Annotated in this window: 23 protein-coding genes and 1 tRNA gene; 14 read left to right on the top strand and 10 right to left on the bottom strand. The window is 69.7% G+C overall.

Translation table 11 applies throughout. The features are described from left to right. Positions 1-73 precede the first annotated feature (73 nt). Both ACZ4O3_RS18955 and ACZ4O3_RS18950 read left to right on the top strand, forming a co-directional pair. Positions 74-862 (top strand): GntR family transcriptional regulator, encoded by a 789-nt coding sequence (locus ACZ4O3_RS18955; protein ID WP_467723085.1) that lies wholly within the window; start codon positions 74-76, stop codon positions 860-862. Then, complete coding sequence (locus ACZ4O3_RS18950; RefSeq protein WP_467723084.1) at positions 859-1,614, top strand: glycosyltransferase family 2 protein; 756 nt, start codon at positions 859-861, stop codon at positions 1,612-1,614. The genes ACZ4O3_RS18955 and ACZ4O3_RS18950 overlap by 4 nt, the downstream gene beginning before the upstream one ends. Before the next feature lie 102 nt (positions 1,615-1,716). On the opposite strand, the gene ACZ4O3_RS18945 is transcribed toward ACZ4O3_RS18950, so the two are convergent. The 3 genes from ACZ4O3_RS18945 to ACZ4O3_RS18935 are packed head-to-tail and all read right to left on the bottom strand — an operon-like array spanning position 1,717 to position 4,128. Next, the gene (locus ACZ4O3_RS18945) at positions 1,717-2,670 is read right to left on the bottom strand and encodes an FkbM family methyltransferase (protein ID WP_467723082.1); all 954 of its coding nucleotides are present in this window, start codon (positions 2,668-2,670) and stop codon (positions 1,717-1,719) included. 3 nt (positions 2,671-2,673) lie between these two features. Further along, a complete protein-coding gene (locus ACZ4O3_RS18940; protein WP_362724523.1) occupies positions 2,674-2,877 on the bottom strand; it encodes a ferredoxin in 204 nt (67 codons plus the stop codon). A 39-nt stretch (positions 2,878-2,916) separates the two neighbouring features. Beyond that, positions 2,917-4,128, bottom strand: coding sequence for an amidohydrolase family protein (locus ACZ4O3_RS18935; protein WP_362724520.1), 1,212 nt, complete (start codon positions 4,126-4,128; stop codon positions 2,917-2,919). Positions 4,129-4,312: 184 nt separating this feature from the next. Between ACZ4O3_RS18935 and ACZ4O3_RS18930 the strand changes: the two genes are divergently transcribed. After that, complete coding sequence (locus ACZ4O3_RS18930; protein ID WP_467723080.1) at positions 4,313-4,762, top strand: DoxX family protein; 450 nt, start codon at positions 4,313-4,315, stop codon at positions 4,760-4,762. A gap of 1,147 nt (positions 4,763-5,909) precedes the next feature. Then, positions 5,910-9,944 (top strand): nSTAND1 domain-containing NTPase, encoded by a 4,035-nt coding sequence (locus ACZ4O3_RS18925; RefSeq protein ID WP_467723260.1) that lies wholly within the window; start codon positions 5,910-5,912, stop codon positions 9,942-9,944. A gap of 402 nt (positions 9,945-10,346) precedes the next feature. Here the strand turns inward: ACZ4O3_RS18925 and ACZ4O3_RS18920 are convergent, their stop codons facing one another. Continuing rightward, positions 10,347-10,616, bottom strand: a complete 270-nt coding sequence (locus ACZ4O3_RS18920) for a hypothetical protein (protein WP_467723078.1) — start codon at positions 10,614-10,616, stop codon at positions 10,347-10,349. Between the two features lie 738 nt (positions 10,617-11,354). After that, the gene (locus tag ACZ4O3_RS18915; protein ID WP_467723076.1) at positions 11,355-12,113 is read right to left on the bottom strand and encodes a GntR family transcriptional regulator; all 759 of its coding nucleotides are present in this window, start codon (positions 12,111-12,113) and stop codon (positions 11,355-11,357) included. Positions 12,114-12,302: 189 nt separating this feature from the next. Between ACZ4O3_RS18915 and ACZ4O3_RS18910 the strand changes: the two genes are divergently transcribed. The 10 genes from ACZ4O3_RS18910 to ACZ4O3_RS18865 all read left to right on the top strand — a co-directional run bounded on the left by ACZ4O3_RS18910 (position 12,303) and on the right by ACZ4O3_RS18865 (position 18,450). After that, positions 12,303-12,638 (top strand): SCO3933 family regulatory protein, encoded by a 336-nt coding sequence (locus tag ACZ4O3_RS18910; protein ID WP_467723075.1) that lies wholly within the window; start codon positions 12,303-12,305, stop codon positions 12,636-12,638. 2 nt (positions 12,639-12,640) lie between these two features. Further along, positions 12,641-13,978: an FtsK/SpoIIIE domain-containing protein gene (locus tag ACZ4O3_RS18905; RefSeq protein ID WP_467723073.1), complete on the top strand. Its 1,338-nt coding sequence runs from the start codon at positions 12,641-12,643 to the stop codon at positions 13,976-13,978. Positions 13,979-13,998: 20 nt separating this feature from the next. Beyond that, positions 13,999-14,643, top strand: coding sequence for a DUF2637 domain-containing protein (locus ACZ4O3_RS18900; protein ID WP_467723071.1), 645 nt, complete (start codon positions 13,999-14,001; stop codon positions 14,641-14,643). 19 nt (positions 14,644-14,662) lie between these two features. Then, positions 14,663-14,845 (top strand): mobile element transfer protein, encoded by a 183-nt coding sequence (locus ACZ4O3_RS18895; RefSeq protein ID WP_467723069.1) that lies wholly within the window; start codon positions 14,663-14,665, stop codon positions 14,843-14,845. A gap of 20 nt (positions 14,846-14,865) precedes the next feature. Continuing rightward, on the top strand, positions 14,866-15,207 hold the full coding sequence (locus ACZ4O3_RS18890; RefSeq protein WP_467723067.1) for a SpdD protein: 342 nt from the start codon (positions 14,866-14,868) through the stop codon (positions 15,205-15,207). Between the two features lie 94 nt (positions 15,208-15,301). After that, positions 15,302-15,484, top strand: a complete 183-nt coding sequence (locus ACZ4O3_RS18885; protein ID WP_467723066.1) for a hypothetical protein — start codon at positions 15,302-15,304, stop codon at positions 15,482-15,484. A 5-nt stretch (positions 15,485-15,489) separates the two neighbouring features. Next, positions 15,490-15,726: a hypothetical protein gene (locus ACZ4O3_RS18880; protein WP_467723064.1), complete on the top strand. Its 237-nt coding sequence runs from the start codon at positions 15,490-15,492 to the stop codon at positions 15,724-15,726. After that, positions 15,723-17,108 (top strand): replication initiator protein RepSA, encoded by a 1,386-nt coding sequence (gene repSA / locus ACZ4O3_RS18875; RefSeq protein WP_467723062.1) that lies wholly within the window; start codon positions 15,723-15,725, stop codon positions 17,106-17,108. The genes ACZ4O3_RS18880 and repSA overlap by 4 nt, the downstream gene beginning before the upstream one ends. Then, the gene (locus ACZ4O3_RS18870) at positions 17,105-17,293 is read left to right on the top strand and encodes a helix-turn-helix domain-containing protein (RefSeq protein ID WP_467723060.1); all 189 of its coding nucleotides are present in this window, start codon (positions 17,105-17,107) and stop codon (positions 17,291-17,293) included. Before repSA ends, ACZ4O3_RS18870 begins: the two co-directional genes overlap by 4 nt. After that, entirely contained in the window at positions 17,293-18,450 is a 1,158-nt protein-coding gene (locus tag ACZ4O3_RS18865; RefSeq protein ID WP_467723058.1) for a tyrosine-type recombinase/integrase, read from the top strand. Before ACZ4O3_RS18870 ends, ACZ4O3_RS18865 begins: the two co-directional genes overlap by 1 nt. Positions 18,451-18,526: 76 nt before the next feature. Here ACZ4O3_RS18865 and ACZ4O3_RS18860 read toward each other — a convergent pair whose 3' ends face one another. The 5 genes from ACZ4O3_RS18860 to gyrB all read right to left on the bottom strand — a co-directional run bounded on the left by ACZ4O3_RS18860 (position 18,527) and on the right by gyrB (position 24,879). After that, positions 18,527-18,865: a peptidase inhibitor family I36 protein gene (locus ACZ4O3_RS18860; RefSeq protein WP_467723056.1), complete on the bottom strand. Its 339-nt coding sequence runs from the start codon at positions 18,863-18,865 to the stop codon at positions 18,527-18,529. A gap of 315 nt (positions 18,866-19,180) precedes the next feature. Next, positions 19,181-19,257 (bottom strand) — tRNA-Ile (locus ACZ4O3_RS18855). 111 nt (positions 19,258-19,368) lie between these two features. After that, positions 19,369-20,142 carry a DUF3566 domain-containing protein gene (locus tag ACZ4O3_RS18850; protein ID WP_385002806.1) on the bottom strand — a complete coding sequence of 258 codons (774 nt, stop codon included), beginning with the start codon at positions 20,140-20,142 and terminating at the stop codon, positions 19,369-19,371. An 18-nt stretch (positions 20,143-20,160) separates the two neighbouring features. Next, positions 20,161-22,773 (bottom strand): DNA gyrase subunit A, encoded by a 2,613-nt coding sequence (gene gyrA / locus ACZ4O3_RS18845; RefSeq protein WP_362718704.1) that lies wholly within the window; start codon positions 22,771-22,773, stop codon positions 20,161-20,163. A gap of 42 nt (positions 22,774-22,815) precedes the next feature. After that, on the bottom strand, positions 22,816-24,879 hold the full coding sequence (gene gyrB, locus ACZ4O3_RS18840; RefSeq protein ID WP_362718707.1) for a DNA topoisomerase (ATP-hydrolyzing) subunit B: 2,064 nt from the start codon (positions 24,877-24,879) through the stop codon (positions 22,816-22,818). Positions 24,880-25,129: the final 250 nt, after the last annotated feature.

Raw genomic sequence — 25,129 nt, 5'->3', positions numbered from 1 at the left:
GGCTCAACCGCCGGCGGGGCGCCGGCAAAGGCTCGACTCCGCAACTCCTCCTGAGGAGTCGTAGGCTGAAATCGTGCCCAAGGCATACGAGGAGATCGCCGACGACCTCCGCCGCGCCATCAGGACCGGCGAGCCCGAACCCGGCGCGCGGCTGCCCTCCGAGGCGGAGCTGGCCCGGCACTACGGGCGGAGCGTGCCCACCGTCCAGAACGCGCTGCGCCTGCTGAGCGCGGAGGGCCTGATCGACAGGCGGCACGGCAGCGGCACCTTCGTGCGCAGGCCCCGCACCCGTGCGATCCGGGACAACACCCGGCACCAGTGGGAGAAAGACCGCGCCAGGATGCCGGAGGCCGCCCGCGCCGCGACGGGCGCGACCGAGCACGAGACCGGGCTGGTCCTCGACGACCTGGTCTTCTTCACCCGGTACCGCGAGCTGCGCGCGCCCGGCGCTCTCGCCGACGCGTTCGGGGTGCCGGAGGGCACGGTGCTCCTGGAACGCACCTACCGGACCCGGTACTCGGCCGAGACCGCGCCCTTCAGCCTGGTGAGCTCCTATCTCGTCCGGGACATGATCGCGGCGAACCCGGCGCTCCTGGACGAGAGCAGGGAACCCTGGCCGGGCGGCACCCACCATCAACTGCACACCGTCGGCATCGAGGTCGGCCGTGTCGAGGAACGCTTCACCGCCCGGCCGCCGACCCCCGAGGAGGCCCGGGAGCTCGACCTGCCGGCCGGCACCTCGGTGATCCTGCTGCGCAAGACCTCGTACGACATCCGTGACCGCGTCGTGGACATCACCGCAGTCACGCTTCCCGGCGACCGCACCGAACTGCTCTTCACCACACATCTGGAAAGGTGGTGAGCGCCGCCGTGAGCCGGTGCGTCACCGTCGTCACCGCGGTCCACGCACCGTCGGCCCGTTTCCTGCCGGAGGCGTACAGGTCGCTGTGCGAGCAGCGGCTGCCCGCCGGCTGGGAGTGGCGGTGGCTGGTCCAGGAGGACGGCTACGGCGACAAGGTCCGCCCGTACGTCCCGGACGATGCCCGGGTGTCGTTCCGGCAGGGCCGCACCGGCGGTCCCGGGGTGGCCCGGACTCTCGCGCTGGCCCGGGCCGAGGGGGCGTACGTCAAGATCCTCGACGCCGACGACCAGCTCACGCCGGGCGCGCTCGGCCGCGACCTGGCCGTCCTCGAAGCCCGTCCGGCGATCGGCTGGGCCACCTCACGCGTTCTCGACCTGCTGCCCGACGGCTCCACGGCCGGCTTCCCCGGCGACCCGGCGCAGGGCCCGATCGAGCGCGGCACGGTACTCGAATCCTGGACGGCGAACGACTTCCGCGCCCCGGTCCACCCGGCCAGCCTCTTCGTCCGCCGCGAACTGCTGCTCGCCCTGGGCGGCTGGATGGCGCTGCCCGCCTCCGAGGACACCGGGCTGCTGCTCGCGCTGAACGCGGTGAGCCGGGGCTGGTTCACGGCGGAGGCCGGGCTGCTCTACCGCAAGTGGCCGGGGCAGGTCACCGGTCAGGCCGCCCATACCGATCCGGCCGAACGGCAGGCCAGGATGGCGGTCGTGGCGGCCCGGGCACGGGCGTTGGCGCAGTTCGGCTGGCGGTAGCCGGCGTCAGCAGGGCGCGGGTGGCGCGGCGGTGGCGGTCCACGAGGACACCGGGCCGTGCCACCCGCCCATCCGGCCATCCGGCCATCCGGGACGACATGGCTAGAGCGTCGCCGCGTCGGTCCGCGAGAACACCAGGTCGCTCTCCTGCGTCACCGGGCCGTCCCAGCGGACCGGGGCCACCGGCGCGCCGTACAGCGCCCGGGGGTAGCTGTCGGCCGCGTAGCTGTTGGCGAGCCGGTAGACGTGGTAGCCGGCGTCGGTCATGGTGCGCAGCAGGTCGTCCGCCGAGTCACCCAGCTGGGTCATGCGGTCGGGGGTGACCTCGACGGTGATCTCGGCGTCCGGGCGCAGCTTCTCCAGGAGCGGCGCCAGCCCCCGCACCACCGCGCCCTCGGCTCCCTCCACGTCGATCTTGATGACTCGCGCGGCCTCGATCTCCTCAGGCCGCAGCAGCTCGGGGAGCGGCACGGCCTCGATGTCGAAGCTCGACTCGGCGGGACCGTCCCAGGGCACGATGCTGTTGGCGCCCATGTTGGAGGAGCTGGCCAGCACGAAGGTCAGGGTGCGGTGGGCGTCGGAGACCGCGGCGTTGACCGCCCGGATGTTCCGGCAGCCGTTGAGCGCGCTCTGCTGTTCGAGGCGGCGGTGGAAGGCGGGGGAGGCCTCGACGGCCACGACCCGGCCCCGCTCCCCGACCAGTGAGGAGGCGAGGACGCTGAAGACACCGATGTTGGCGCCGACGTCGACGAAGCAGTCCCCGGGCGCCAGCCTGCCGCGCAGCCAGTGGGTCAGGTGCGGTTCCCACACCCCGAAGAGGTAGAGGTAGCGCTGGATGAGGTCCTGCGTGTCGACCGCGAACCGGGCGCCGGAACGCGTCCGGACGACCCGCCGGCGCGGGTGGTCGCGCAGGTAGGTGTTGAGCGCGCGGGCGGCGGGCGGCTTGCCCCAGGGAACCGGGAAGTCCCGGACGTAGCCGCGGCCGAGGGTGGCCAGGAGTTCGGTGAGCCCGGTGTGTCCGGTGTGCCGCGTGGGTTCCGTGCCGGTGGTGCTCATCCGCTAGTCAGTGACCCTTTTCCCGTTGATCCGGATCGCCTGGGACGGGCAGCGCTCGGCGATGTCCCGCATCAGTTCGTCGTCCCCGGACTCCTCCCGTCCGGGCAGGACGAAACCGTACCCGTCCTCGAAGCCGAACACGGCGGGTGCCCGGAAGGCACACTCACCCGACCCATAACAGACATCGGCGTCGACGGAGACCTTCATGGGAAGTCCCCTGCCCAACGGAGGCCCCGCCGAACCGGGTTATGTGAAGGGCAGTTCCAGCATCCGGATGGCGTTCCCGCGCAGCAGCTTGTAGGCGACCTCCGGAGCCAGCCCGCCCACGTGTTCCTGGGCGACCCGCTTGGTATCCGGCCAGGTCGAGTCGACGTGCGGGTAGTCCGTCTCGAAGGTCGCGTTGTCCACGCCGACCGTCTCGATCGCCTCGATGCCGTGCTTGTCGCGGAAGAAGCAGCAGAAGATCTGCCGGTAGTAGTACGTCGACGGGGGCTCGGGGATCAGGTCCTTGACCCCGCCCCAGGCCCGGTGCTCCTCCCAGACGTCGTCGGCGCGCTCCAGGGCGTAGGGGATCCAGCCCATCTGACCCTCGCTGTAGGCCAGTTTGAGCCGGGGGAAGCGGACCAGGACCCCGGAGAAGAGGAAGTCCATCATCGAGGCCATGGCGTTGTTGAAGCTCAGCGAGGCCTGCACGGCGGGCGGGGCGTCCGGGGAGGCTGCGGGCATCTGCGAGCTGCTGCCGATGTGCATGTTGACGACCGTCCCGGTCTCCTCGCAGACCGCGAAGAACGGGTCCCAGTAGCCGGAGTGGATGGACGGCAGGCCCAGATAGGTGGGGATCTCGCTGAAGGTGACCGCCCGGACGCCCCGTGCGGCGTTGCGCCGGATCTCGGCGACGGCCAGGTCGATGTCCCACAGCGGGATCAGGCACAGCGGGATCAGCCGGCCGCCGCTGTCACCGCACCACTCCTCGACCATCCAGTCGTTGTAGGCCCGGACGCAGGCCAGCGCGACCTCCTTGTCCTCGGCCTCGGCGAAGGTCTGCCCGCAGAAGCGGGGGAAGGTGGGGAAGCAGAGGGAGGCCTCCACATGGTTCATGTCCATGTCGTCCAGGCGGGCCTTGGGGTCCCAGCAGCCGCGCCGCATCTGCTCCCGGGTGATGCCGTCGAGCGTCATCTCGTCCCGGGAGAAGCCGACGGCGGCGATGATGCGCTTGTACGGGAAGAGCAGGCCCTCGTACTCCCACCAGTCGGTGGTCTGGCCCTCGGGGTCGGTGGTGAAGCGGTACCTGCCGCCGACGTAGGCGAGTTCGCCGATGCCGGCGGTGAAGGGCTTGGGGCCCTTGTCGCGGTACTTGCCCGGCAGCCACCTCTCGAAGAGGTGCGCGGGCTCGATCACGTGGTCGTCCACGCTGACGACCCTGGGCAGATCCTGGGTACCGGTCGCGTTCTCTGCCATGCCTACCCCCTGCTGCCTGCCTGGATACCCGCTTAACTGACGGACCGTCAGATTTCGGCTCGGCTATCAGGCTAGGCCCAGGAGGCGGCGCCAGCAAGAGCCGCCGGACCCCTTGCGGCGCGCGCCGCCTTCCGCTGAACTGACGGGTCGTCAGGTAGTGGAGGAAATCCGGGGAGGGTGCGGGATGCGATCAGCCTTGCTGAGCGGTGCCGAGTGGTTCGCGGTGCTCCGCATCGGGCTCGGTCTGTGGTGGCTGGAGAGCTGGCGGCACAAGGACAAGAAGCAGTGGTTCGGCGGCGGGGGCATCCGGTGGGCGGCCGGTGTCGCGGAGAAACACCGCTGGCCCGTGGTCCGGCGGGGCTTCGATGTCGTCGTCGCGCCGCGTCCCCGGCTGATGGCCTACGTGGTGGCGTACGCGGAACTGGCCCTGGGCCTCGGCCTGGCCTTCGGCTTCCTCACTCCGATCGCCCTGGTGGCCGGGTTCCTGCTCAACCTGGTCTACCTGACCCTCATGATCCACGACTGGGCGGAACAGGGCCAGAACCTGATGATGGCCCTGATCGCGGCGGTCGGCCTCTTCGCGATGTCCTGGCAGACCTGGTCCCTGGACTCCGCCCTGGGCCTGTTCACCTGAACCACCTCAGCCGGACAACGGCACGCAAGCACCCTGAGGGGCGCGGGGAACCGCGCGCCCGGCCACGACGAACCCGCAGCCGACCGACCGCTCGGACGCACCCCGAAGGACACGAGGCTGTGCCGATGCACACCCCCGCCACGTAGCCGCGAGCAACGACGCCGAGCCCACATCCACCGACGGTTCGCAAGCACCCCTGAGGGGCGCGGGGAACCGCGCGCCCGGCCACGACGAACCCGCAGCCGCTCCGCCGGTGCACACGGCCTCCCGGCGGAGCCCCCCGCGCCCGGCAGCAAGGAGCCGAAGATGAACGTCTCCCGGCGGAGCTCAGAGCGCTGCACTCCGCCCGTGCGCACCGCGCATACGCCCGCACCCTGGCCGTCTGCCGTCACGCGGGTGTCGACCCCGACGCGGCGCAGACGGTACCGACGAGCCCGGCCGGCCGGGCCGCCGGCGCGCTGCGGCTGTCGGCCCGATCCCTCGCCGCCCTGACGGAGACCGCACCGGACCCGGCGGCGGACGCCCGCTGCGCCCGTAACGCCGCCACCGCGGCGCTGGCCGCACAGGTCGCCGGGTCACTGGACGACCGCTCCGAGGCGGCCACGGCCCTGAGCGCCGCCCTCACGGCGCCCCGGGCCGCAGCGACGGCGGCCGGCGGTACCGCGGCGGGCATGGACACGGCCCTGAACACGGCGGCCGACGACGCGGAGGAAAGGCGGTCGAGGCGGCCCGTGCGGCGGGCTGGAAACGGCTCCAGGAGACCCGGACGGGCCGCTCCAGGGGCGGGCGGCGGCGCCCCACGGCGAACGATGCCCCCGTGCCGTTCGGCTCCGGTCCCTCCCCACGTGGGGACCGGTGCCGAACGGCGCGGGTGGCCTCAGGCCCCGCAGGGCCCGCTCAGTCGGAGAGAGCAGCTGCCGTCGTCGCGCCACTCCGGCGGGTAATCGCCGGTGGAACCTGACCGAGAACATGCGGTGTCGTGCACTGTCTCCGCGGACGCTGAGCTGGTCGGCCCGCCGGGCGCCGCCCGACCACCGCCTTGCTGGAGCGAAATCCTGCCAGTCGAGGCCCCCATCTGAGGAGGCCAGGGCGTCCGGTCCAGGGCGTCGCCGCAGGTCAGCCATATAAAGTGAGTTTTCCGGTCCGGATGGCCAGCAGCGGCGGAAGTAAGGGGTGGAGAGCCTTGAGTCCCGACGCAGGGGCACGCACAGCCTTCGCGGAACGTCTCGCGCTGCTGTACAAGGAGGCCGGCAACCCTCCGCTCAAACGCGTCGCCGAAGCGGTCGACCGGCTGCACAGGGTGGACGAGCGGGGCCGGCCCGTACGGGTCTCCGCCCAGCGGATCAGTGACTGGCGACGGGCGAAGAACGTCCCCGCGCAGTTCGTCGCGCTCTCCGCCGTACTCCAGGTCCTCATCCCCCAGGCCCGGCGCTCCCAGCCGACGCCGGTCTCCTCCGGGCTGTACGACCTGCCCCAGTGGCAGAAGCTGTGGGAGCGGGCCGTGGCCGACCCGGTCGGCGAGCTGCCGGTGCCGCAGGCCGCGGAAGAGACGGAGGCACCCGCGCCGGCCGACGGCGTCTGCCCGTACCGAGGTCTGGCCTCCTACCGCCATGAGGACGCCCGCTGGTTCTTCGGCCGCGAGCGCAGCACCGACGCCCTGGTCGCCCAACTCCGGTCGGCGAGGGAAGCCGGCGGTCTGGTCATGCTGGTCGGCGCCTCGGGCGCGGGGAAATCCTCGCTGCTGAACGCCGGCGTGGTCACCGCCCTGCAGAACGGTGTCCTGGCGGCGGACGAGGGCCGCCCGCCCGAGGTCCTGCAACTCGTCCCGGGAACGGACCCCGTCAAGGAACTGTCCCGCCGCATACCCGAGCTGGCCGATCGGACGGACCCGGACGATCCGGAGGCCGTACGGGAGGCGGTCACGTCCTGGGCGCGACGGGAGACCGAGGATGTTTCACGTGAAACACGGCCCTCGGGACCCGAGGCGTCCCGTCCGGTCGTGATCGTGGACCAGTTCGAGGAGACCTTCACTCTCTGCGCCGACGAGGCGGAGCGGCGCGCCTTCGTCCAGCTCCTGCACACGGCCAGTACCTCCGCCCGCCCCGGCGAACCCGCCCCCGCCCTGGTCGTCCTCGGTATCCGCGCCGACTTCTACGAGCAGTGCCTGGGCTACCCCGAGCTGGCCGACGCGCTCCAGCACCGGCACATGGTGCTCGGTCCGCTGACCACAGCCGAGCTGCGCGAAGCGGTGACCGCCCCCGCCAAGGCGGTGGGTCTGGAACTGGAGCCCGGGCTGGCCGAGTTGATCGTCCGCGAGGTGAGCGCCGACGGCCCGCGCGGCGCCCATGACGCCGGTGTCCTCCCGCTGCTCTCGCACGCCCTGCTCGCCACCTGGCAGCGCCGCAAGGGAGGACGCCTGACGCTGGCCGGCTACCGGGCCGCCGGCGGCATCCAGGGTGCCGTCGCCGCGACCGCCGAGCGCGCCTGGACCGGCCTGGACCCGGCCGCCCGCACCGCCGCCCGGCTGCTCCTGCTGCGGCTGGTCCGACTCGGCGAGGACACCCAGGCGACCCGCAGGCGTGGCACCCGACGCCAGCTGGCCGCCGAGTCCACCGACCCGAACAAGACGGAGGAGTCGCTCGAAGCGCTGGTGCGGGCCCGTCTGGTGACGCTGGACGCGGACACCGTGGAGATCACCCACGAGGCGCTGCTGCACGCCTGGCCCCGGCTGCGCGAGTGGCTCGACGAGGACCGCAACGGCAACCTGCTGCGCCAGCGACTGGAGGAGGACGGCCGGTCCTGGGACGAGTCCGGCCACGACTCCGCGCTGCTGTACCGGGGCTCGCGGCTGGAGCAGGCCCACACCTGGGCGAAGTCGGCCGACGACACCTCCCTGACCCGCAGCGCGGTGCGGTTCCTGGCGGCCTCGGTACGACTCCGGCGGCGCACGGTGTGGATCAGCAGGGCCGCCGTGTCGGCGCTGGTCGTACTGGCGGTGCTGGCCGCGGGCGCCGCGGTGGTCGCCCGGCAGCAGCGGGACGACGCGATGTTCGAGCAGGTGGTCGCGGAGGCCGACCGGTTCCAGTACTCGGACCCGGCGCTCTCCGCCCAGCTGGACCTGGTCGCACACCATCTGCGCCCGGACGACGAGGACGCCAACAACCGTCTCGTGTCGATCGTCAACGCACCGCTGGCCACCCCGCTGCTCGGCCACACCGGAGCCGTCTACCTCACCACCTTCAGCCCCGACGGCAAGACGCTGGCCACTGCCGCCTATGACCGCACGGTCCGCCTGTGGGACGTGAGCGACCCGACCCGTCCCGAGCCACTGGGCAAGCCGCTGTCCGGCCACACGAGCTGGGTGTCCAGCGCGGTCTTCAGCCCGGACGGCCACACCCTGGCCAGCGCCGGCGACGACGGCACCGTACGTCTGTGGGACGTCACCGACCCGCGCCACCCGGCCTCGCTGGGCGCCCCGTTGAGCCGCCACGACGGCACGATCTACCTGGTGGCCTTCAGTCCCGACGGCCATACCCTGGCCAGCGCCGACGAGGACCACACCGTCCGTCTGTGGAACGTGCGCGACCCTCGCCACCCCTCGCCGGCCGGGAGCCTGACCGGCCACACCGAAGCCGTGCGCTCCCTCGCGTTCAGCCCCGACGGCCACACGCTCGCGGCCGGCAGCGACGACAACTCGATCCTCCTGTACGACGTCTCGGACCCCCGGCGTCCCGAGCGCGTCGGATCACCGCTGACCGGGCACACCGGGACCGTGCACTCCGTGGCCTTCAGCCCGGACGGCCACACCCTGGCCAGTGGCAGCAAGGACGACACTGTACGACTGTGGGACGTCACCGACCGGACCCGCGCCAGGGGCCTCGGCGCACCGCTCACCGGGCACACCGGGCCGGTCTGGTCGGTGGCCTTCAGCCCCGACGGCTCGATGCTCGCCGCGGGCAGCGCGGACTCCACGGCCAGCGTGTGGAACGTCGGCAACCCGGCCTTCCCCTCCCAGGTGGGCGAGCCGCTCGCGGGCAGCAGCGGGGAGATGTACGCGGTCGGCTGGAGCCCCGACGGGCACACCCTTGCCACCGGCAGCGGCGACGGCAAGGTACGGCTGTGGTCGGTCCCCGGATCGGACATGATCGGCGAGGCGGGCGCGTTCAGCCCGGACGGGCGCGTCCTGGCCACCGGCGGCGGCGACAGCCGGATGCGGCTGTGGAACATCACGGATCCGGGCCGGCCCAGGGCGCTCGGCGAGCCGTTCAGAACCGGGTGGCGGGACCTGCGCTCGATGGTGTTCACCCGCGACGGCCGCACCCTCGTCATCATGACCGGCGAGAACAACACCAACTGGGTGCAGCTGTGGAAAATCTCCGACCCGGCCCACCCCAGCCAGTACGGCGCGCCCGTCCGGCTGGACACCCGGTACGCGGGCGCGGAGGCACTGGCGCTGAGCCCGGACGGGCGCACCGTGGCCGCCGACTACGACGACCGCACGGTCCAGCTCCTGGACATCACGGACCCGGCGCACCCCAGGCGGCTCGGTGAACCCCTCAAGGGCCACACCGGCTATGTCAACGCGCTGGTCTTCAGCCCGGACGGCCACACCCTGGCCAGCGGCAGCGCGGACGGCACGGTCCGTCTCTGGGACGTCTCCGACCGGACCCGCACCAAGGCCCTGGGCGGCCCCCTCACCGGCCATCTGGGCCCCGTCAACACCCTCGCCTACAGCCCCGACGGGTCGACCCTGGCCAGTGGCAGCGACGACGACACGGTCCGCCTGTGGAACGTCTCCGACCCGGCCCGCGCGGCCCGGCTGGGCGCGGCCCTCACGGGTCACACCGAGGCGGTGGTCTCCCTGACGTTCAGCCGGAACGGCAGGACCCTTGCCAGCGGCGGCAACGACAACACGGTCCGCCTCTGGAACGTGTCGTCCGCGTCCTCCGCCCACCCCATCGGCCAGTCCATGAGCCCGAACGCCAAGACGGGCAATTTCCTCTCCTTCAGCCCGAAGAGCAACATGCTGGGCGTCTCCAGCGGCGCCGACACGGTCCGGCTGTGGAGTCTGGACGTCGACCGGGCGGTGAGCCGGATCTGCGCCGCCACCCGCAACGTACTGACCGAGGCGAAATGGCGGGAGTACCTCCCCCGCCTCGCCTACGACCCGCCCTGCGACTGAACCGGTCCGCCGCATGACGGCCTTTGAGTGATCCCGATCACAACTGCTCATGACGGCTGAGAAGTTGACTCCCGTCGCACAGGCCGCCTTGTTAGGCTGGCCACAACCCGGTCGCTGGTGCATCCCCCGTCGCCAGCGACCGGGCTTTTGCGTGCCCGACGGCAGACCCGGGAAGGCCCGGCCGCGCGGCCATCGGTCTGGACCGTCCGGATACGCCGAAGGCCCCCGATCCATCCGGATCGGGGGCCTTCATGCTGGTGGGGCTAACAGGATTTGAACCTGTGGCCTCATCCTTATCAGGTCGATCAGGGCAGCCCAACGAACCTGGCGCTCGGCGCGTTAACGGCTTGACGCTTGCCGCTGAAGTCCGCCCTGATCCGCTCCCGTACGCGGCTGTTGGTGTCAGACGTTGGTGTCAGACACCAGTGACCCGCTTGACGCTTCTCGAGTCGGGGCGTAACGGCTACCTGAGCGTACGAGAAGCAGCACGATGATCACGGTGACCAGCTGGGAGGCCGAGTCGAGTGCTGCGGTGAAGGCCTCGGGGTTGATGATGCAGCCCACAAGAGCCGGGCCCATGATCCACTGGGCAATGTCAGTGGTCCGTGGAACAGTGCCTACAGAGGCGTTGCCACCGTTCGGCAGCAACGCCGTGAGGGTCGGGACAGACACGCTTGTGTCTCCTGATTCTCCCAGGGGCGCACCCGTCTCTCGCCAAAGTGTCTGGGTGCGCCCTGTGTCTTGTCTGAACCCCTCGTTTCTACTGCACGGCACTGACAGATTCGGCGCGAGTTAACCAATGGCGAATTCGCTTACGCCAGCCTTATAACGTCGCATGTGGAACATTCAGGTCGCCTGCCAGTGCTTTGACGTGCCGGCCTGCTCATGCCACCGATGTACGTCGTTCTCCGTGTAGTCGAACTTCGGCTCACCCGGGTCGTGATCCTCTTGACCCGCTTCACCTAAGCCACCAACTACCCCAGCTCCCATCCCGTCTGCCGTCGGCCCACACGCCGTGGAGCGGGCGTGGTTCATGGCGTCCAGGTGGAGCGCGCCACTGTACGAACGACCTGGACGCCATGGGCCGCGTCTGCTCGGCTCTGCCTGGGTCGACGGCAGGCGGGATGGGAGCACCCCGCGCACGCCACTACTCGCCGGCACTCGCGAACGGCGCCCCCGCCATCTCGGAGCCTGAGCGCCCCCGCCGGAGGCTGTTCTGACCGTGGCTGCCTCTCTACGGTGATCGACTCATGACCCGGCCGCGTGCACGTGGGCGCGCGTCGGCGCAGCGCGGGCGGAGCGGGCCGAAGGCAGGAGCGGCGCCCGGCGCGGAGCCGGGAGCGCGCCCGGCGGAGCGGAGCGCAGCCGGCTTGATGAGGTAGAGAAACCTGTAACAAGATCCGCGTCGGCCTACGCGTCGAAGTCGTACTCCAGGATGTAAGAGGCCGCGTCCAAGGTCATCTCGTTGATCTCGACGGGGCGCCCTTCGTCCGCGAATGCGGTCCGGCAGATCAGGATGACGGGTGTGCCGGAGGAGATGCCCAGCTGCGATGCCTCGTCCTTCGAGGGCATGCGCGAGCGGATCTCTTCGCGGAAGTGCACCGGCTTGTAGCCGAGTTCGGCAAGGCGGCCATAGATCCCACCTGCCCCGGGATCCGCGTGCGTGATGGCGGAGCCTCCCACCACTGACGTGGGGAGGTAGCTGGTCGCCAGCAGTACGGGCTTCCCGTCCAGGACGTACCGCCGTCGGCGGACGCACACCGTCTCCTCATCGGCAAGGTCAAGCACGCGCCCGATGTTCTCCGGGGCGGCTTCCTCCGACACTGCCACCTGGTCCACTTCCAGCGTGCGGTTCTCGGTGTCGGCCGCCCAGATGGATCGACCGCTACCCCACTGCTCCTCGGAAAGCCGCTGGATACCTCGGCGCCGGAGCGGTCGGAAGGACCGGACGAAAACGCCGGCGCCCTTGCGGGCCTCGGCAACGCCTTCGTCCTTGAGCACGCCCAACGCCTGACGGGCAGTCATGCGGGCCACGCCATGCGCGGCCATCAGCTCGTTCTCTCCCGGAAGCCGATCACCGGGACCGTATTCGCCCGACTGGATCGCCTCGCGCAGGGAGTCTGCGATCCGCTGGTACTTCGGCCGACGGTCGTCGTCGGTGGTGGCCATTCGGAAGCCCTCCTCTCTTCTCTAGACAGCCTAGGGCATGGGCAGGTCACCCGCTCAGTGCGTGTAACCGCAATCCTTCGCCCTCAACCTCTCTATACATCTCCCTTGACGACGTCTCTAGAGACGTGCTTACCTCGAGATGTCTAGAGAGGTTGCGTAAGGCGGCCTCCAAGAACGAGGGATGTGCTCATGCCGTCTTTCAAGGTCGACCTTTCGACCGCTGTGGTGTTCGTGGCGACCGCGCCGGAACCGAAGATGGTCAACAAGCGGACCGGTGAGCGGGCCGTGGACCGGGACAACCCCAACGTGGCCATGTCCACCGTGGGCCTGCTCGTCTCCGACGAGGGGGAGGGCAACCTCTACCAGGTCACCGTCCCGGAGACCGGACTCCCCGCGAACCTCGTGCCGGGCACCCCGGTCGCCGTGACCGGCCTCAAGGCTCGCGACTGGGAGAACACGTTCAACGGCGAGAAGCGCCACGGGATCTCGTTCCGCGCGGTCGCGGTCACCCCGCTGGGGGCCTGACCATGACCGACGTCACGCCCTGGCTGGAGCTGGGCACCGTCGCTGCCGGTGCCGGCGGGCTCGGCTACGTGAAGGTCCGCGCCCCGCGCGTGTACTGGTCGCTGGTCGGCCTACCGGTCACCTGGGGCCGCTTCACCTGGACGTATCACTCGACCATGGAAGTCTGCGGGCTGACGGTACAGCCGTCCCGCCTGCGGGCCTTCATGACCCGCAACATCGCCCACTCCGAGGTGCGGCCGGTCCCGCCGAAGGTCCGCCGGGTGCGGGGTACCTCGACCGGGCTGCGGGTGACCCTGCGGCTCCCGGCCGGTCTGGAACCGGCGGACATCGCCGCGTCTTCGGAGCGGCTCCGGCACGCCTTCGGGGTGCGGTCGGTGACCGTGTCCGAGACCAAGCCCGGCTATGTCGAACTGCGGATGACCGGCTACGACGTCCTCAACAGGGTCCGCATGCCCCGTACCGCCAAGCCCCGTGACCTGGTCGTCCCGGTCGCGCTGCGCGAGGACGGCTCGGTGTACGCGCGGGACTACCGCAAGGTCCCCATGGCGCTGACCCTGGGCGCCACCCTGTCGGGCAAATCCATGTATCAGCGCAACCTGGTCACGGGGCTGGCTCAACTGCCGGTCGGCCTGGTCGGGATCGACTGCAAGCGCGGTGTGGAACAGTCCCACTTCGCCCCGCGGCTGTCGGCGCTGGCGACGGATCCGCAGTCCGCCGGCCTCCTGATCGATGCACTCGTGCATGAGATGGAAGAGCGCTTCGACCTGCTTGCCCTCCACGGGGCCTCGGAGCTGTGGAAGCTCCCGGAGAAAATCCGCCCGGTGCCACTGGTCGTCCTCATAGACGAGATCGCAGAGCTGTTCCTGGTGACCTCGAAGAAAGACGAGGCAGCCCGCGACCACACCGTCATGCAACTGGTGCGGCTGGGCCAGATGGCCCGCGCGGTCGGCATCTTCCTGGAGGTCTGCGGGCAGCGCTTCGGATCCGACCTCGGCAGGGGCGCAACCGCCCTGCGCGCCCAGCTCACCGGCCGTGTCGTCCACCGGGTCAACGACAAGCAGACCGCTGAGATGGGCTTGGGGGACATCGCCCCGGACGCGGTGACGGCAGTGACCGGGATCCGTGCGGACCGGCCCGGCGTCGCGGTGGCCGGTGACACCTCCGGCGGCTGGTCCCGCATCCGCACCCCCGAGATCACCCCCGACGAGGCGGCGGCCGTCTGCCGCGAATTCGCCGATCTGACCCCGGACCTGCCGTTCCTCGCCCCGTTCCGGCCCGCCGTCCGCAGCGAGCCGGTCAAGGCTCCCGCGCTGGTGATCCCGGAGCCGGTCACCGACTAGTCCCTGAAGGAGGTGAAGACATGAAGCGCTCCATCCGTCCGGACGCGGTGCTGGTGCAGGCTGTCATCGCAGGGGCGTTGTCCTTCGCCCACCTGCACGACCTTGCCCAAGCCGCCGGTCAGACCGGCTGGAAGGCATGGGCCTACCCGATCAGTGTTGACCTGCTGCTGGTCGCCGCGTGGCGTCGGCTGCGGGCTCAGCGGTCCCGGCTGGCCTGGTGCTGGTTCCTGGTCTCCCTGGTCGCCTCGCTCGGCGCCAACATCGCCACGGCCGGCTTCCTCGACATGGAGCACCCGCCCGCCCTGCTGCGCCTGGGCATCGCCGGGTGGCCCGCCCTGGCCTTCCTCGGCGGCACCCTCCTCGCTCACCAGCACACCGCCCACACGCCGAACCCGGAACCCGCTCCGGCGACGGAATCGTGTGACGTGGTCGAAGTCGACCGACCCGAAACACCCGAGGCCGCGCCCGAGATCTCCGAGCCGGAACCTGCCCCGGCGCTGCCGCTGGTCGCCCCCGCTGTGCCTCCGGCCCTGATCGACCACGCCCGGAAGGTCGCGACCGAGCACCGTACGCGCACCGGAGCCGAAATCGACGCGGCCACTCTGCGCGCCCGCCTCGGCGTCCCGGAAGACCTCGCCAGCGCCATCGTCGCCAAACTCGCCTGACAGAAAGGGAGGTTCCATCGTGCGCCCGAACCGCTTCTACGACGTGATCCGCATCGGGCCGGTCAAGGTCGCCACCTTCAACAACGGCCGTGGCCAGACCAAGCACATCGCCGCCTGCACCGCCCCCAACTGCGGCTTCTCGACTGAGCACTTCGACCGGTCCGCCGCCGAACTCACCGCCCGCACCCACAAGTGCACCTGACCCCGAAGGGAGATCCGCTGATGTTCACCCCGAAGTACCCGACCCCGGACACCGCTCCAGCCCCGTCCCCGTCTCCGTCCCCCACGGTGTCTCAGACCACGACCCCGGCGCCCGTCGTCCCGGCCGCTCCCGCCCCGGCCCCGGTTGCCCAGGTGGCCCCGGCCTCAGTGCCGGTCAAGCCGACCATCCAGCTCACCCCCGGCTCCACGCTCGCCCTCGCGGCCGGCGGCGGTGCCGTGGTCCTGGTCGTCGGCACGGTCCTGGTCTCCATGCTCCTGGCCGTCGCCATCACCGCCGTGTCCGTCGCGCTGGTCATGGTCGTCCTCAAGTCGCTGCTGAAGGACCTCAACAACCAGCGCTGAACGGCCCCCGGAGCGGCCTCGGTCGCCAAACTTCCGCCGCTCCGGGCGCCTGCACCCATTCCTGATCCAACGGACCCGAAAGGGAAGCCCCATCATGCCCCGGAACACCCCGGCCCCGCGCCCCTGCCGCGACTGCGACGGCTTCGCCCGCGTCGCCATCGCCACCGGCACCCGCAACCCGGACGGCACCCGCGCCACCCTCCGCGTCGACTGCCCGGCCTGCCACGGCACCGGCACGGCCGTCCCCGCCCCGGCGCTTGCCCGGATCGGGAGGTGACGGCCATGGAACACCTCACTGCCTCGGCCCACATCGAGCCGGACACCCGTTTCCGCGTCACGCCGTTCGCGGACCGCGCTCACCCCTTCGTCAGCCTCCGCATCGGCGGCGCCTGCATCGAGATCGCACTTCTCGCCGCCCCCGGCACCTCCGAGGCCCTGCGCAGCCTCGCCGCCGCCGCGCTCGAAGCCGCCGGCGCCCTGGACGCCATGACCGCCGACATGCCGGAGGCGGCTGCGTGACCGACACCGCCACCCTGGCGGGCCTGGAGGACCCGGCCACCCTCGCCGATGTGCTGAGGCTGGCCGGGTCCCCCGGCTTCGACCGCATCCAGGATCAGATCCGGCGTACGGGCGGCTGCTCCGACCCGATCCACCTGCAAGGGTCCACCGTCACCCGCGACCGGTCCACGGGCCGGATCTTGCATCGGTACGACACCGACAACGAGCCCGGCGGACGGCTGCGGATCGCGTGCGGCAACCGTCGCGCCTCCCGCTGCCCCGCCTGCGCCTGGACCTACGCCGGAGACACCTACCACCTCATCCGCGCCGGCCTCGTCGGCGACCCCGCCAAAGGCACCCCCGAGACCATCCGTGACCACCCCCGCGTCTTCGCCACCCTCACCGCGCCCTCGTTCGGCCCCGTCCACAACCGGCCCGGCGACCGGCCCTGCCGCTGCGGCCAACGGCACAGCGAGGACGCGCCCGAACTCGGCACCCCGCTCGATGCCGAGACGTACGACTACGCGGGCGCCGTCCTGTGGAACAACCACGCCTCGGAGCTGTGGCGGTACTTCACGATCTACCTGCGCCGCGAGATCGCCCGCCGCGCCGGCCTCACCCAGAAAGCCGCGCACGAACAGTCCCGGGTGTCCTTCGGCAAGGTCGCCGAGTACCAAAAGCGCGGAGCCGTCCACTTCCACGCCGTGATCCGCTTCGACGGACCCGAGGGACCCGACAGCCCGCCGCCGGCCTGGGCCACCCTCGACGTCCTCACCGACGCCATCCGTGCCGCCGCCGCCCGCGTCGCTGTCGACGTACCGCCCGCGGGAGACCAGCCCGCCCGGACACTGCGCTGGGGCACACAGCTCGACGTCCAGCCGATCGGCGCCTTCGGCCACGGCGAGGAAATCACCGAACTGGCCGTCGCCTCCTACGTCGCCAAGTACGCCACCAAAGCCGCTGAGACGACCGGCACGGTCGACCGCCGCATCGGCAACAAAGAGGCCCTGGTCCTGCTCGACGTACCGGACCACCCCGCCCGGCTCATCGCCGCATGCCTCGACCTGCACGTCCTCTACCCAGACCGGAAGCTTCGTGACTGGGCCCACATGCTCGGCTTCCGCGGCCACTTCTCCACCAAGTCCCGCCGCTACTCCACCACCCTCGGCGTCCTCCGCCAGAACCGCGCTGACTACCGCGCAGCCCAGCAACGCAAAGCCCTCGGCCTGCCGGACCCCGACGACACGGAGGCAACCACGCTCACGCTCGCCCATTGGACCTACGCCGGCCACGGCCACACCCCCGGCGAATCCTGGCTCGCCGCCAACATCCGCCGCGACATCCAGCACAACCGCCAGATGGCCCGCGAGGAACTACCCGCCCTGCTCGGAGCCGCCGCATGACCACCACCACGCCTGAGCTGCTGACCGTTCCTGAGGTCATGGAACGGCTCAACGTCGGTCGTACCAAGGTCTACGACCTGATCCGCACTCACCGGCTGGTGTCCATCAAGGTCGACGGCTGCCGTCGTATCCCGACGGGCGCGGTGCGCGACTTCATCACCGGTCAGATCGGAGAGGCCGCCTGATGGCCAAGCGCCGCCCCAATGGTGGGGGAACCATCGCCAAACGCAAGGACGGGCGCTATCAGGGCGCCGCGTACGTCACCGACACCGACGGCAACCGCGTCCGGAAGTACGTCTACGGCGCGACCTGGGACGAGGCCAACGAGAAGCTAGGCAAGCTCCAGGAGCAGGAGCGGAACGGCATCCCGGTGCCCTCGCGGGCCTGGGCGGTCGGTGAGTGGCTGGCCTACTGGCTGGAGCACATCGTCAAGCCGGAGCGCGAGCACAACACCTACGTCAAGTACGAGTCCAAGATCAGACTGTACCTGCTACCGCACCTGGCCAAGAAGCCGTTGACCAAGCTCACGCCGGCGCAGGTCCGTACGTTCATGGCCACGCTGAAACGTGAGGAGGTCGGGACCGCCACCCGCTTCGAGGTGCTGCGGGTGCTGCGCAACGCTCTCAACCGGGCCATCCGTGAGGAGATCCTGTCGCGCAACGTCGCCCTCCTGGTGGACATGCCCAAGGTGAGCAAGGACAAGGGCAAGGCATGGAGCGCGCGTGAGGCTGTCGCCTTCCTGCGGACGTCCCGCGCCCACCGCCTCTACGCGGCCTGCGTCCTGGTCCTCGTTCTGGGGCTCCGCCGCAGTGAGGTCCTGGGCCTGCGCTGGCAGGACATCGACTTCGAGGCTCGCCACTTCACCCCGGTCAAGCAGGTGCAGCGCGTCAAGGGCATGGGCCTGGTCCTCAAGGACCTTAAGACGGAGTCCTCACAGGCCGTGCTCCCGCTCCCGGAGTTCTGCGCTCGCGTCCTGGAGGAGCGTCGGGAGCTCCAGGAGTTGGAACGGAAGATCGCCGGTGAGCGCTGGGCACAGGAGCCCGGACACGATCTGATCTTCTCCTCCGAGCGTGGCGGCATGATCGACCCGGTGGGCTTCTCCCGTACCTTCGACCGGCTCGTCAAGCGCGCCGGTGTCCGCCGGATCACAGTCCGCCTCGCTCGGCACACGTGTGGGACCCTGCTCGCCTTCCTGAAGGTCCACCCCAAGATCGCCCAGGCGGTCCTCCGGCACAGTCAGATCAGCATGACCATGGACATCTACACGCACGTCGTCGGCGACAGTGAGCGCGAAGCGGTGGGCATGCTCGCCGAGCTTCTGGAAGATCCACTCATCGGCTGATGCCATCCGTAGATGTCAACGACCCCCAGCCGGTATCGACTGGGGGTCTCCTCGCTGGTGAGGCTAACAGCGGCTCCTACCAGGAGAAGGCCTTGGCCGCAAACGGGAGAGAGCTGGAGTAATTCCCGTTTTTGATCACCACCGTGCTTCCGTTGCAACCGGCGTCGCTGTAGACGGTGACGGTCCAGCCGGACTGGTTCGAGATCGTGCGGAAGCTGGTGCCCACGCCCGGCGCAAAGCAACCGTGTCCCAACGAAGTCGTCTCATCATGGCGCGTACCGGAGAAGTTAGCCCCGGTCCAGGTGCACAGCTTGCCCGTCGCGCACACGGTCGCGGCGGAAGCGGGCTGCACGGCAGCGAAGGGAAGGGTTGCTACCAGAGCCGCGCCGGCCAGCAGTAAAGAACGTTTCCTCATGGGCACATCCGTCCTCAGAGATCGTTACTGGCCGCTGATCTTGTCATGCCCTGAACGGGCAAGCAAGCCTCACAGTGAGCCGCCGAAGGAGCCTCGGGGGACGAGCAGCAAAGCACCTCGGGGCCCGCGCCGCGCCGAGCAACCAGACGATTCTCCAGCGCAGCATGGCCCTGCACGCCTACAGGCACATCGCCGACGACAGTGAGCAGCAAGCAGTCGGCATGCTCGCTGAGCTACGGGAAGATCCACTCATCGGCTGATGTCAGCCGTAGATGTCAAAGGCCCCCAGCCGATACCGGCTAGGGGCCTTCATGCTGGTGGGGCTAACAGGATTTGAACCTGTGGCCTCATCCTTATCAGGGATGCGCTCTAACCAACTGAGCTATAGCCCCGCCGCGCTCTGCGGTGTGTCTCCCGCGCGCTGACTCCTGAAGATTAGCGCACGACCGGGGCAGTCCCAAAATCGGTTGTCGGGGGACCGACGGGAGAGGTTTGAACTCCGGTTACTCGTCCTCGGCCAAGGTCAGCTCGATGCCCCCGACGAAGCCCGCGGAGAGGTTGTAGATGAAGGCGCCGAGGGTCGCCAGCGCCGTCGCGAGGACGACGTCGATGACCGCGATGATCGCCGCGAACATCAGGACGTGCGGAAGGGACAGGAACGACTGGAGGTCGAAGCCGTTCGACTCGTTCGAACCGGTCGCCTCCGAGATGGTGCCGCCGACCGTCGAGAACACGCCCATCGCGTCCAGGACCATCCACAGCACCGCCGACGCCACGATCGAGCAGATGCCCAGCGCGATGGAGAGCAGGAAGCTGACCTTCATCACCGACCACGGATCGGCCTTGGCGACCCGCAGCCGGGCCTTGCGGGTGCGCGGGGCGGTACGCGCCCCGGCACCGGTGCGCGGCCGCCGTACCGCCCCCGAGGGCGCCTGGGCGGCCTGCGCCACCGGGTAGGCCTGCGGCGGGTGATAGGGCCCGGCGGCCTGCTCCGCGCGCCGCTCCCCGGGCAGCGGGGAGGTGTTCGGCTGCTGCCCCGCCGCGGGCTGGGCGCCCGCGGCGGTCTGGCTCCGGGTGTCGCTCACGGTGCCCCCCTGAGTTCCCTGCGCGTCCGTCGCGGACGCCTTGACCGCCTTCAGCTGGGTGGTGTGCGTGTCCATCGGCGGCTGCGCACCACCCTCGGCGGCCCCGCCGGACGCGGCGGAGCCACGGCCGCCGCCGTCCGCGTCCGTACCCGTAGAGGTACCGGCCGATCCGGCGCCCGTGGCTCCGCTCACGATGACTCTCTCCTCGTGCTACTCGGCCGAGGGCGCCTCACCCTCGTCCGTACCGCTGGTCTCGACACCTTCGACGGTCTCGGCGGTCTCCGCGGTTTCGTCGACGGCGTCCTCACCGTCGACTTCCTCCGCCTCGCTGCCGGCCTCGGCGTTACGTGCGATGCCGACCACGGCATCGCGCTTGCCCAGGTTGATCAGTTGGACGCCCATGGTGTCACGGCCCGTCTCCCTGACCCCGCTGACTCGCGTACGAATCACACCGCCGGACAGGGTGATGGCGAGGATCTCGTCGTTCTCCTCGACGATCAGCGCGCCGACGAGCGAACCGCGGTCCTCCACGATCTTGGCGGCCTTGATGCCGAGGCCGCCACGGCCCTGGACGCGGTACTCGTCGACACGGGTCCGCTTCGCGTACCCCCCGTCGGTGGCAGTGAACACGAACGTACCGGGTCGAACAACATTCATCGACAGAAGTTCATCGCTCTCGCGGAAACTCATGCCCTTGACACCCGAGGTGGCACGGCCCATGGGACGCAGTGTGTCGTCGGAGGCGGTGAACCTGATCGACTGTGCCTTCTTGCTGATCAGAAGCAGATCGTCGTCCGCCGAGACCAGTTCGGCTCCGATCAGTTCGTCGTCGGAACCGTCCTCGCGCTCCCGCAGGTTGATCGCGATCACACCGCCGGAACGGGGCGAATCGTAATCCTTCAGAGGCGTCTTCTTGACCAGACCGGCCTTGGTGGCCAGCACCAGGTAGGGCGCCGCGTCGTAGTCGCGGATGGCGAGGATCTCGGCGATCGCCTCGTCCGGCTGGAAGGCCAGCAGGTTCGCCACGTGCTGACCGCGCGCGTCCCGCCCGGCATCCGGCAGCTCGTACGCCTTCGCCCGGTACACCCGGCCCTTGTTGGTGAAGAACAGCAGCCAGTGGTGCGTGGTGGAGACGAAGAAGTGGTCGACGATGTCGTCCTCCTTCAGCTTCGTCCCCCGCACACCCTTGCCGCCGCGCTTCTGCGCCCGGTAGTCGACGGTCTTGGTCCGCTTGACGTACCCGCCGCGCGAGACCGTGACGACGATGTCCTCCTCGGCGATCAGGTCCTCGATGGACATGTCACCGTCGTAGGGCACCAGCATGGTCTTGCGGTCGTCGCCGAACTTCTCCACGATCGCGGCCAGCTCGGCGCTGACGATGCCGCGCTGGCGCTCCGGCGAGGCCAGGATCGCGTTGTACTCGGTGATCTTCGCCTGGAGCTCGTCGTGCTCCTGGATGATCTTCTGGCGCTCCAGGGCGGCCAGCCGGCGCAGCTGCATCTCCAGGATGGCGTTGGCCTGGATCTCGTCGATCTCCAGGAGCCCCATCAGGCCCGTACGCGCGACCTCGACCGTCTCACTGGCCCGGATCAGCGCGATGACCTCGTCGATCGCGTCCAGCGCCTTCAGCAGACCGCGCAGGATGTGCGCCCGCTCCTCGGCCTTGCGCAGCCTGAAACGCGTACGGCGGACGATGACCTCGATCTGGTGCGTCACCCAGTGCCGGATGAACGCGTCGAGCGAGAGCGTGCGCGGCACGCCGTCGACCAGCGCCAGCATGTTGGCGCCGAAGTTGGACTGCAGGTCGGTGTGCTTGTACAGGTTGTTCAGCACGACCTTGGCGACCGCGTCCCGCTTCAGCACGATGACCAGGCGCTGACCGGTGCGCGAGGAGGTCTCGTCCCGGACGTCCGCGATGCCGCCGACCTTGCCGTCCTTCACCAGGTCGGCGATCTTCTGCGCGAGGTTGTCGGGATTGGTCTGGTACGGCAGCTCCGTGACCACCAGGCACTGGCGGTTCTGGATCTCCTCGACCTCGACCACCGCGCGCATGGTGATCGAGCCGCGGCCCGTGCGGTAGGCCTCCTCGATGCCCTTGCGGCCGACGACCAGTGCGCCGGTCGGGAAGTCCGGGCCCTTGATCCGCTCGATCAGCGCGTCCAGGAGCTCCTCGTGCGAGGCCTCCGGGTTCTCCAGGTACCACTGGGCGCCGGCCGCGACCTCGCGCAGGTTGTGCGGCGGGATGTTGGTCGCCATGCCCACCGCGATACCGGCGGACCCGTTGATCAGCAGGTTCGGGAAGCGGGCGGGCAGGACGGTCGGCTCCTGGGAGCGGCCGTCGTAGTTGTCCGTGAAGTCGACGGTCTCCTCGTCGATGTCCCGGACCATCTCCATCGACAGCGGCGCGAGCTTGCACTCGGTGTACCGCATGGCGGCCGCCGGGTCGTTGCCCGGCGAGCCGAAGTTGCCGTTGGAGTCGACGAGCGGCATGCGCATCGACCAGGGCTGGGCGAGACGGACCAGGGCGTCGTAGATCGAACTGTCACCATGGGGGTGGTAGTTGCCCATGACGTCGCCGACCACGCGCGCGCACTTGTAGAAGCCGCGCTCGGGGCGGTAACCGCCGTCGTACATGGCGTACAGCACCCGGCGGTGGACGGGCTTGAGACCGTCCCGGACGTCCGGCAGCGCACGGGACACGATGACGGACATCGCGTAGTCCAGGTACGAACGCTGCATCTCCGTCTCGAGCCCGACGGGCTCGACACGCATCGCGAGTTCGCCGCCCTCTTCAGGGGTGACGGGAGTGTTCTCGTCGGCCATTGCTGGTGAAGATCCTTCCCTGTGCGGTCAGCTGAGACCGACTCAGATGTCGAGGAACCGGACGTCCTTGGCGTTGCGCTGGATGAACGCGCGGCGGGCCTCGACGTCCTCGCCCATCAGGACCGAGAACAGGTCGTCGGCCTGGGCGGCGTCGTCGAGCGTGACCTGGCCGAGGACGCGGTGCTCCTGGTCCATGGTCGTGATGCGCAGCTCCTCGGCGTTCATCTCGCCGAGACCCTTGAAGCGCTGGATCGAGTCCTCACGGACCCGCTTGCCGCGCTGGCGGCCCATCTCCAAAAGCGCGTCGCGCTCACGGTCGGAGTACGCGTACTCGGTGTCGTCCCGGCCCCACTTGATCTTGTACAGCGGCGGGCGGGACAGGTAGACGTGCCCGGCCTCGACCAGCGGCCGCATGAAGCGGAACAGGAAGGTCAGCAGCAGGGTGGAGATGTGCTGACCGTCGACGTCGGCGTCCGCCATCAGGATGATCTTGTGATAGCGGAGCTTCTCGATGTCGAAGTCCTCGTGCACACCCGTGCCGAACGCGGAGATCAGCGCCTGGATCTCCTGGTTCTGCAGGATCTTGTCGATCCGCGCCTTCTCGACGTTGAGGATCTTGCCGCGGATCGGGAGGATCGCCTGGTACTGCGGGTTGCGGCCGGACTTGGCCGAGCCGCCGGCGGAGTCACCCTCGACGATGAAGATCTCGCACTTGGTGGGGTCGTTCGACTGGCAGTCGGAGAGCTTGCCCGGCAGGGAAGCCGACTCCAGAAGGCCCTTGCGGCGGGTGAGGTCGCGGGCCTTGCGGGCCGCCACGCGCGCGGTGGCCGCCTGGATGCCCTTGCGGATGATGTCCGCCGCCTCGACCGGGTTGCGGTCCAGCCAGTCGTTCAGGTGCTCGTAGACCGCCTTCTGCACGAAGGTCTTGGCCTCCGTGTTACCCAGCTTGGTCTTCGTCTGCCCCTCGAACTGCGGCTCGCTCAGCTTGACCGAGATGATCGCCGTCAGACCCTCACGGATGTCGTCGCCGGTGAGGTTGTCGTCCTTCTCGCGAAGCAGCTTCTTGTCCCGCGCGTACTTGTTGATCAACGAGGTCAGCGCCGCACGGAAGCCCTCCTCGTGGGTGCCGCCCTCGTGCGTGTGGATGATGTTGGCGAACGAGTACACGCCCTCGCTGTAGCCGCTGTTCCACTGCATGGCGACCTCGAGGGACAGGCTCTTGTCCTTGTCCTCGGCCTCCAGGTCGATCACCGTCGGGTGCACCACGTCGCCCTTGCGGGAGTTGAGGTACTTCACGAAGTCGACGATGCCGCCCTCGTAGTGGTACGTGACGGTCTTGACCTCGGCCTTCTCGTCCGCGCCCGCCTCGTCGGCGCCGGCCACGGCCTTCGCCGACTCGCGCTCGTCGGTGAGCCGGATCGTCAGGCCCTTGTTGAGGAAGGCCATCTCCTGGAAACGCCGCGAGAGCGTCTCGAAGGAGTACTCGGTGGTCTCGAAGATGTCCGGGTCCGCCCAGAACGTGACCGAGGTGCCGGTCTCGCCCGTCTCCTCGTGCTGCACCAGCGGAGCCGTCGGGACGCCCAGCTTGTAGTCCTGCGTCCAGCGGTGACCGTCCGTCCTGATCTCCACGGACACCTTGGACGACAGCGCGTTCACGACGGAGACACCCACACCGTGCAGACCGCCGGAGACGGCGTAACCGCCGCCGCCGAACTTGCCGCCCGCGTGCAGCACGGTCAGCACGACCTCGACGGCCGGCTTGCCCTCGGACGCGACGATGCCGACCGGGATACCGCGGCCGTTGTCGACGACACGCACACCGCCGTCGGCCAGGATCGTCACGTCGATGGTGTCCGCGTGACCGGCCAGCGCCTCGTCGACGGAGTTGTCCACGACCTCGTACACCAGGTGGTGCAGACCGCGCTCACCGGTCGAGCCGATGTACATACCGGGTCGCTTGCGGACCGCGTCCAGCCCTTCGAGCACGGTGATGGCACTCGCGTCGTACGAGGCGGTGACCTCACCGTTCGTGCCAATGTCGGTGGACGGGATGTTCTCGTTGGGGTTGCCGGAATCGGCCACGAAGCGCCCTTTCTGGCACAGCACCAGCCAGGCTCGTCGGCGGGTTGCCGGAGCGGCTGCGGCATGTTGCGTTGGTAAGCCTTGATCAGCGTTGCTCAGCTTTTCCCGAGCGGTCCCCACGTTCGGGGCGGGATTGCCTCCCAGTCTACCGGTAGCGCCGACAGTGATGGGGGTTTGCCGGTACCTGAGTCCGCATGTGCCGCCCTGAACCGGCCTCCACCGACTCCCGATATACGGATGGGGGCTCCAAGAGGCTCACGGAGGCACTCAGCGC

It is taken from the genome of Streptomyces sp. NPDC026515 (assembly GCF_055567595.1).
Note: the sequence above shows the minus strand (reverse complement) of the source record. Positions and strands in the feature narration are given on the sequence as shown.

Bases quoted from the DNA above. Each gene is read 5' to 3' on its own strand.
- ACZ4O3_RS18945 (WP_467723082.1), bottom strand. From the start codon at position 2,670: ATGAGCACCACCGGCACGGAACCCACGCGGCACACCGGACACACCGGG.
- ACZ4O3_RS18940 (WP_362724523.1), bottom strand. From the start codon at position 2,877: ATGAAGGTCTCCGTCGACGCCGATGTCTGTTATGGGTCGGGTGAGTGT.
- ACZ4O3_RS18935 (WP_362724520.1), bottom strand. From the start codon at position 4,128: ATGGCAGAGAACGCGACCGGTACCCAGGATCTGCCCAGGGTCGTCAGC.
- ACZ4O3_RS18930 (WP_467723080.1), top strand. From the start codon at position 4,313: ATGCGATCAGCCTTGCTGAGCGGTGCCGAGTGGTTCGCGGTGCTCCGC.
- ACZ4O3_RS18925 (WP_467723260.1), top strand. From the start codon at position 5,910: ATGGCCAGCAGCGGCGGAAGTAAGGGGTGGAGAGCCTTGAGTCCCGAC.
- ACZ4O3_RS18915 (WP_467723076.1), bottom strand. From the start codon at position 12,113: ATGGCCACCACCGACGACGACCGTCGGCCGAAGTACCAGCGGATCGCA.
- ACZ4O3_RS18910 (WP_467723075.1), top strand. From the start codon at position 12,303: ATGCCGTCTTTCAAGGTCGACCTTTCGACCGCTGTGGTGTTCGTGGCG.
- ACZ4O3_RS18905 (WP_467723073.1), top strand. From the start codon at position 12,641: ATGACCGACGTCACGCCCTGGCTGGAGCTGGGCACCGTCGCTGCCGGT.
- ACZ4O3_RS18900 (WP_467723071.1), top strand. From the start codon at position 13,999: ATGAAGCGCTCCATCCGTCCGGACGCGGTGCTGGTGCAGGCTGTCATC.
- ACZ4O3_RS18890 (WP_467723067.1), top strand. From the start codon at position 14,866: ATGTTCACCCCGAAGTACCCGACCCCGGACACCGCTCCAGCCCCGTCC.
- ACZ4O3_RS18885 (WP_467723066.1), top strand. From the start codon at position 15,302: ATGCCCCGGAACACCCCGGCCCCGCGCCCCTGCCGCGACTGCGACGGC.
- ACZ4O3_RS18880 (WP_467723064.1), top strand. From the start codon at position 15,490: ATGGAACACCTCACTGCCTCGGCCCACATCGAGCCGGACACCCGTTTC.
- ACZ4O3_RS18870 (WP_467723060.1), top strand. From the start codon at position 17,105: ATGACCACCACCACGCCTGAGCTGCTGACCGTTCCTGAGGTCATGGAA.
- ACZ4O3_RS18865 (WP_467723058.1), top strand. From the start codon at position 17,293: ATGGCCAAGCGCCGCCCCAATGGTGGGGGAACCATCGCCAAACGCAAG.
- ACZ4O3_RS18860 (WP_467723056.1), bottom strand. From the start codon at position 18,865: ATGAGGAAACGTTCTTTACTGCTGGCCGGCGCGGCTCTGGTAGCAACC.
- gyrA (WP_362718704.1), bottom strand. From the start codon at position 22,773: ATGGCCGACGAGAACACTCCCGTCACCCCTGAAGAGGGCGGCGAACTC.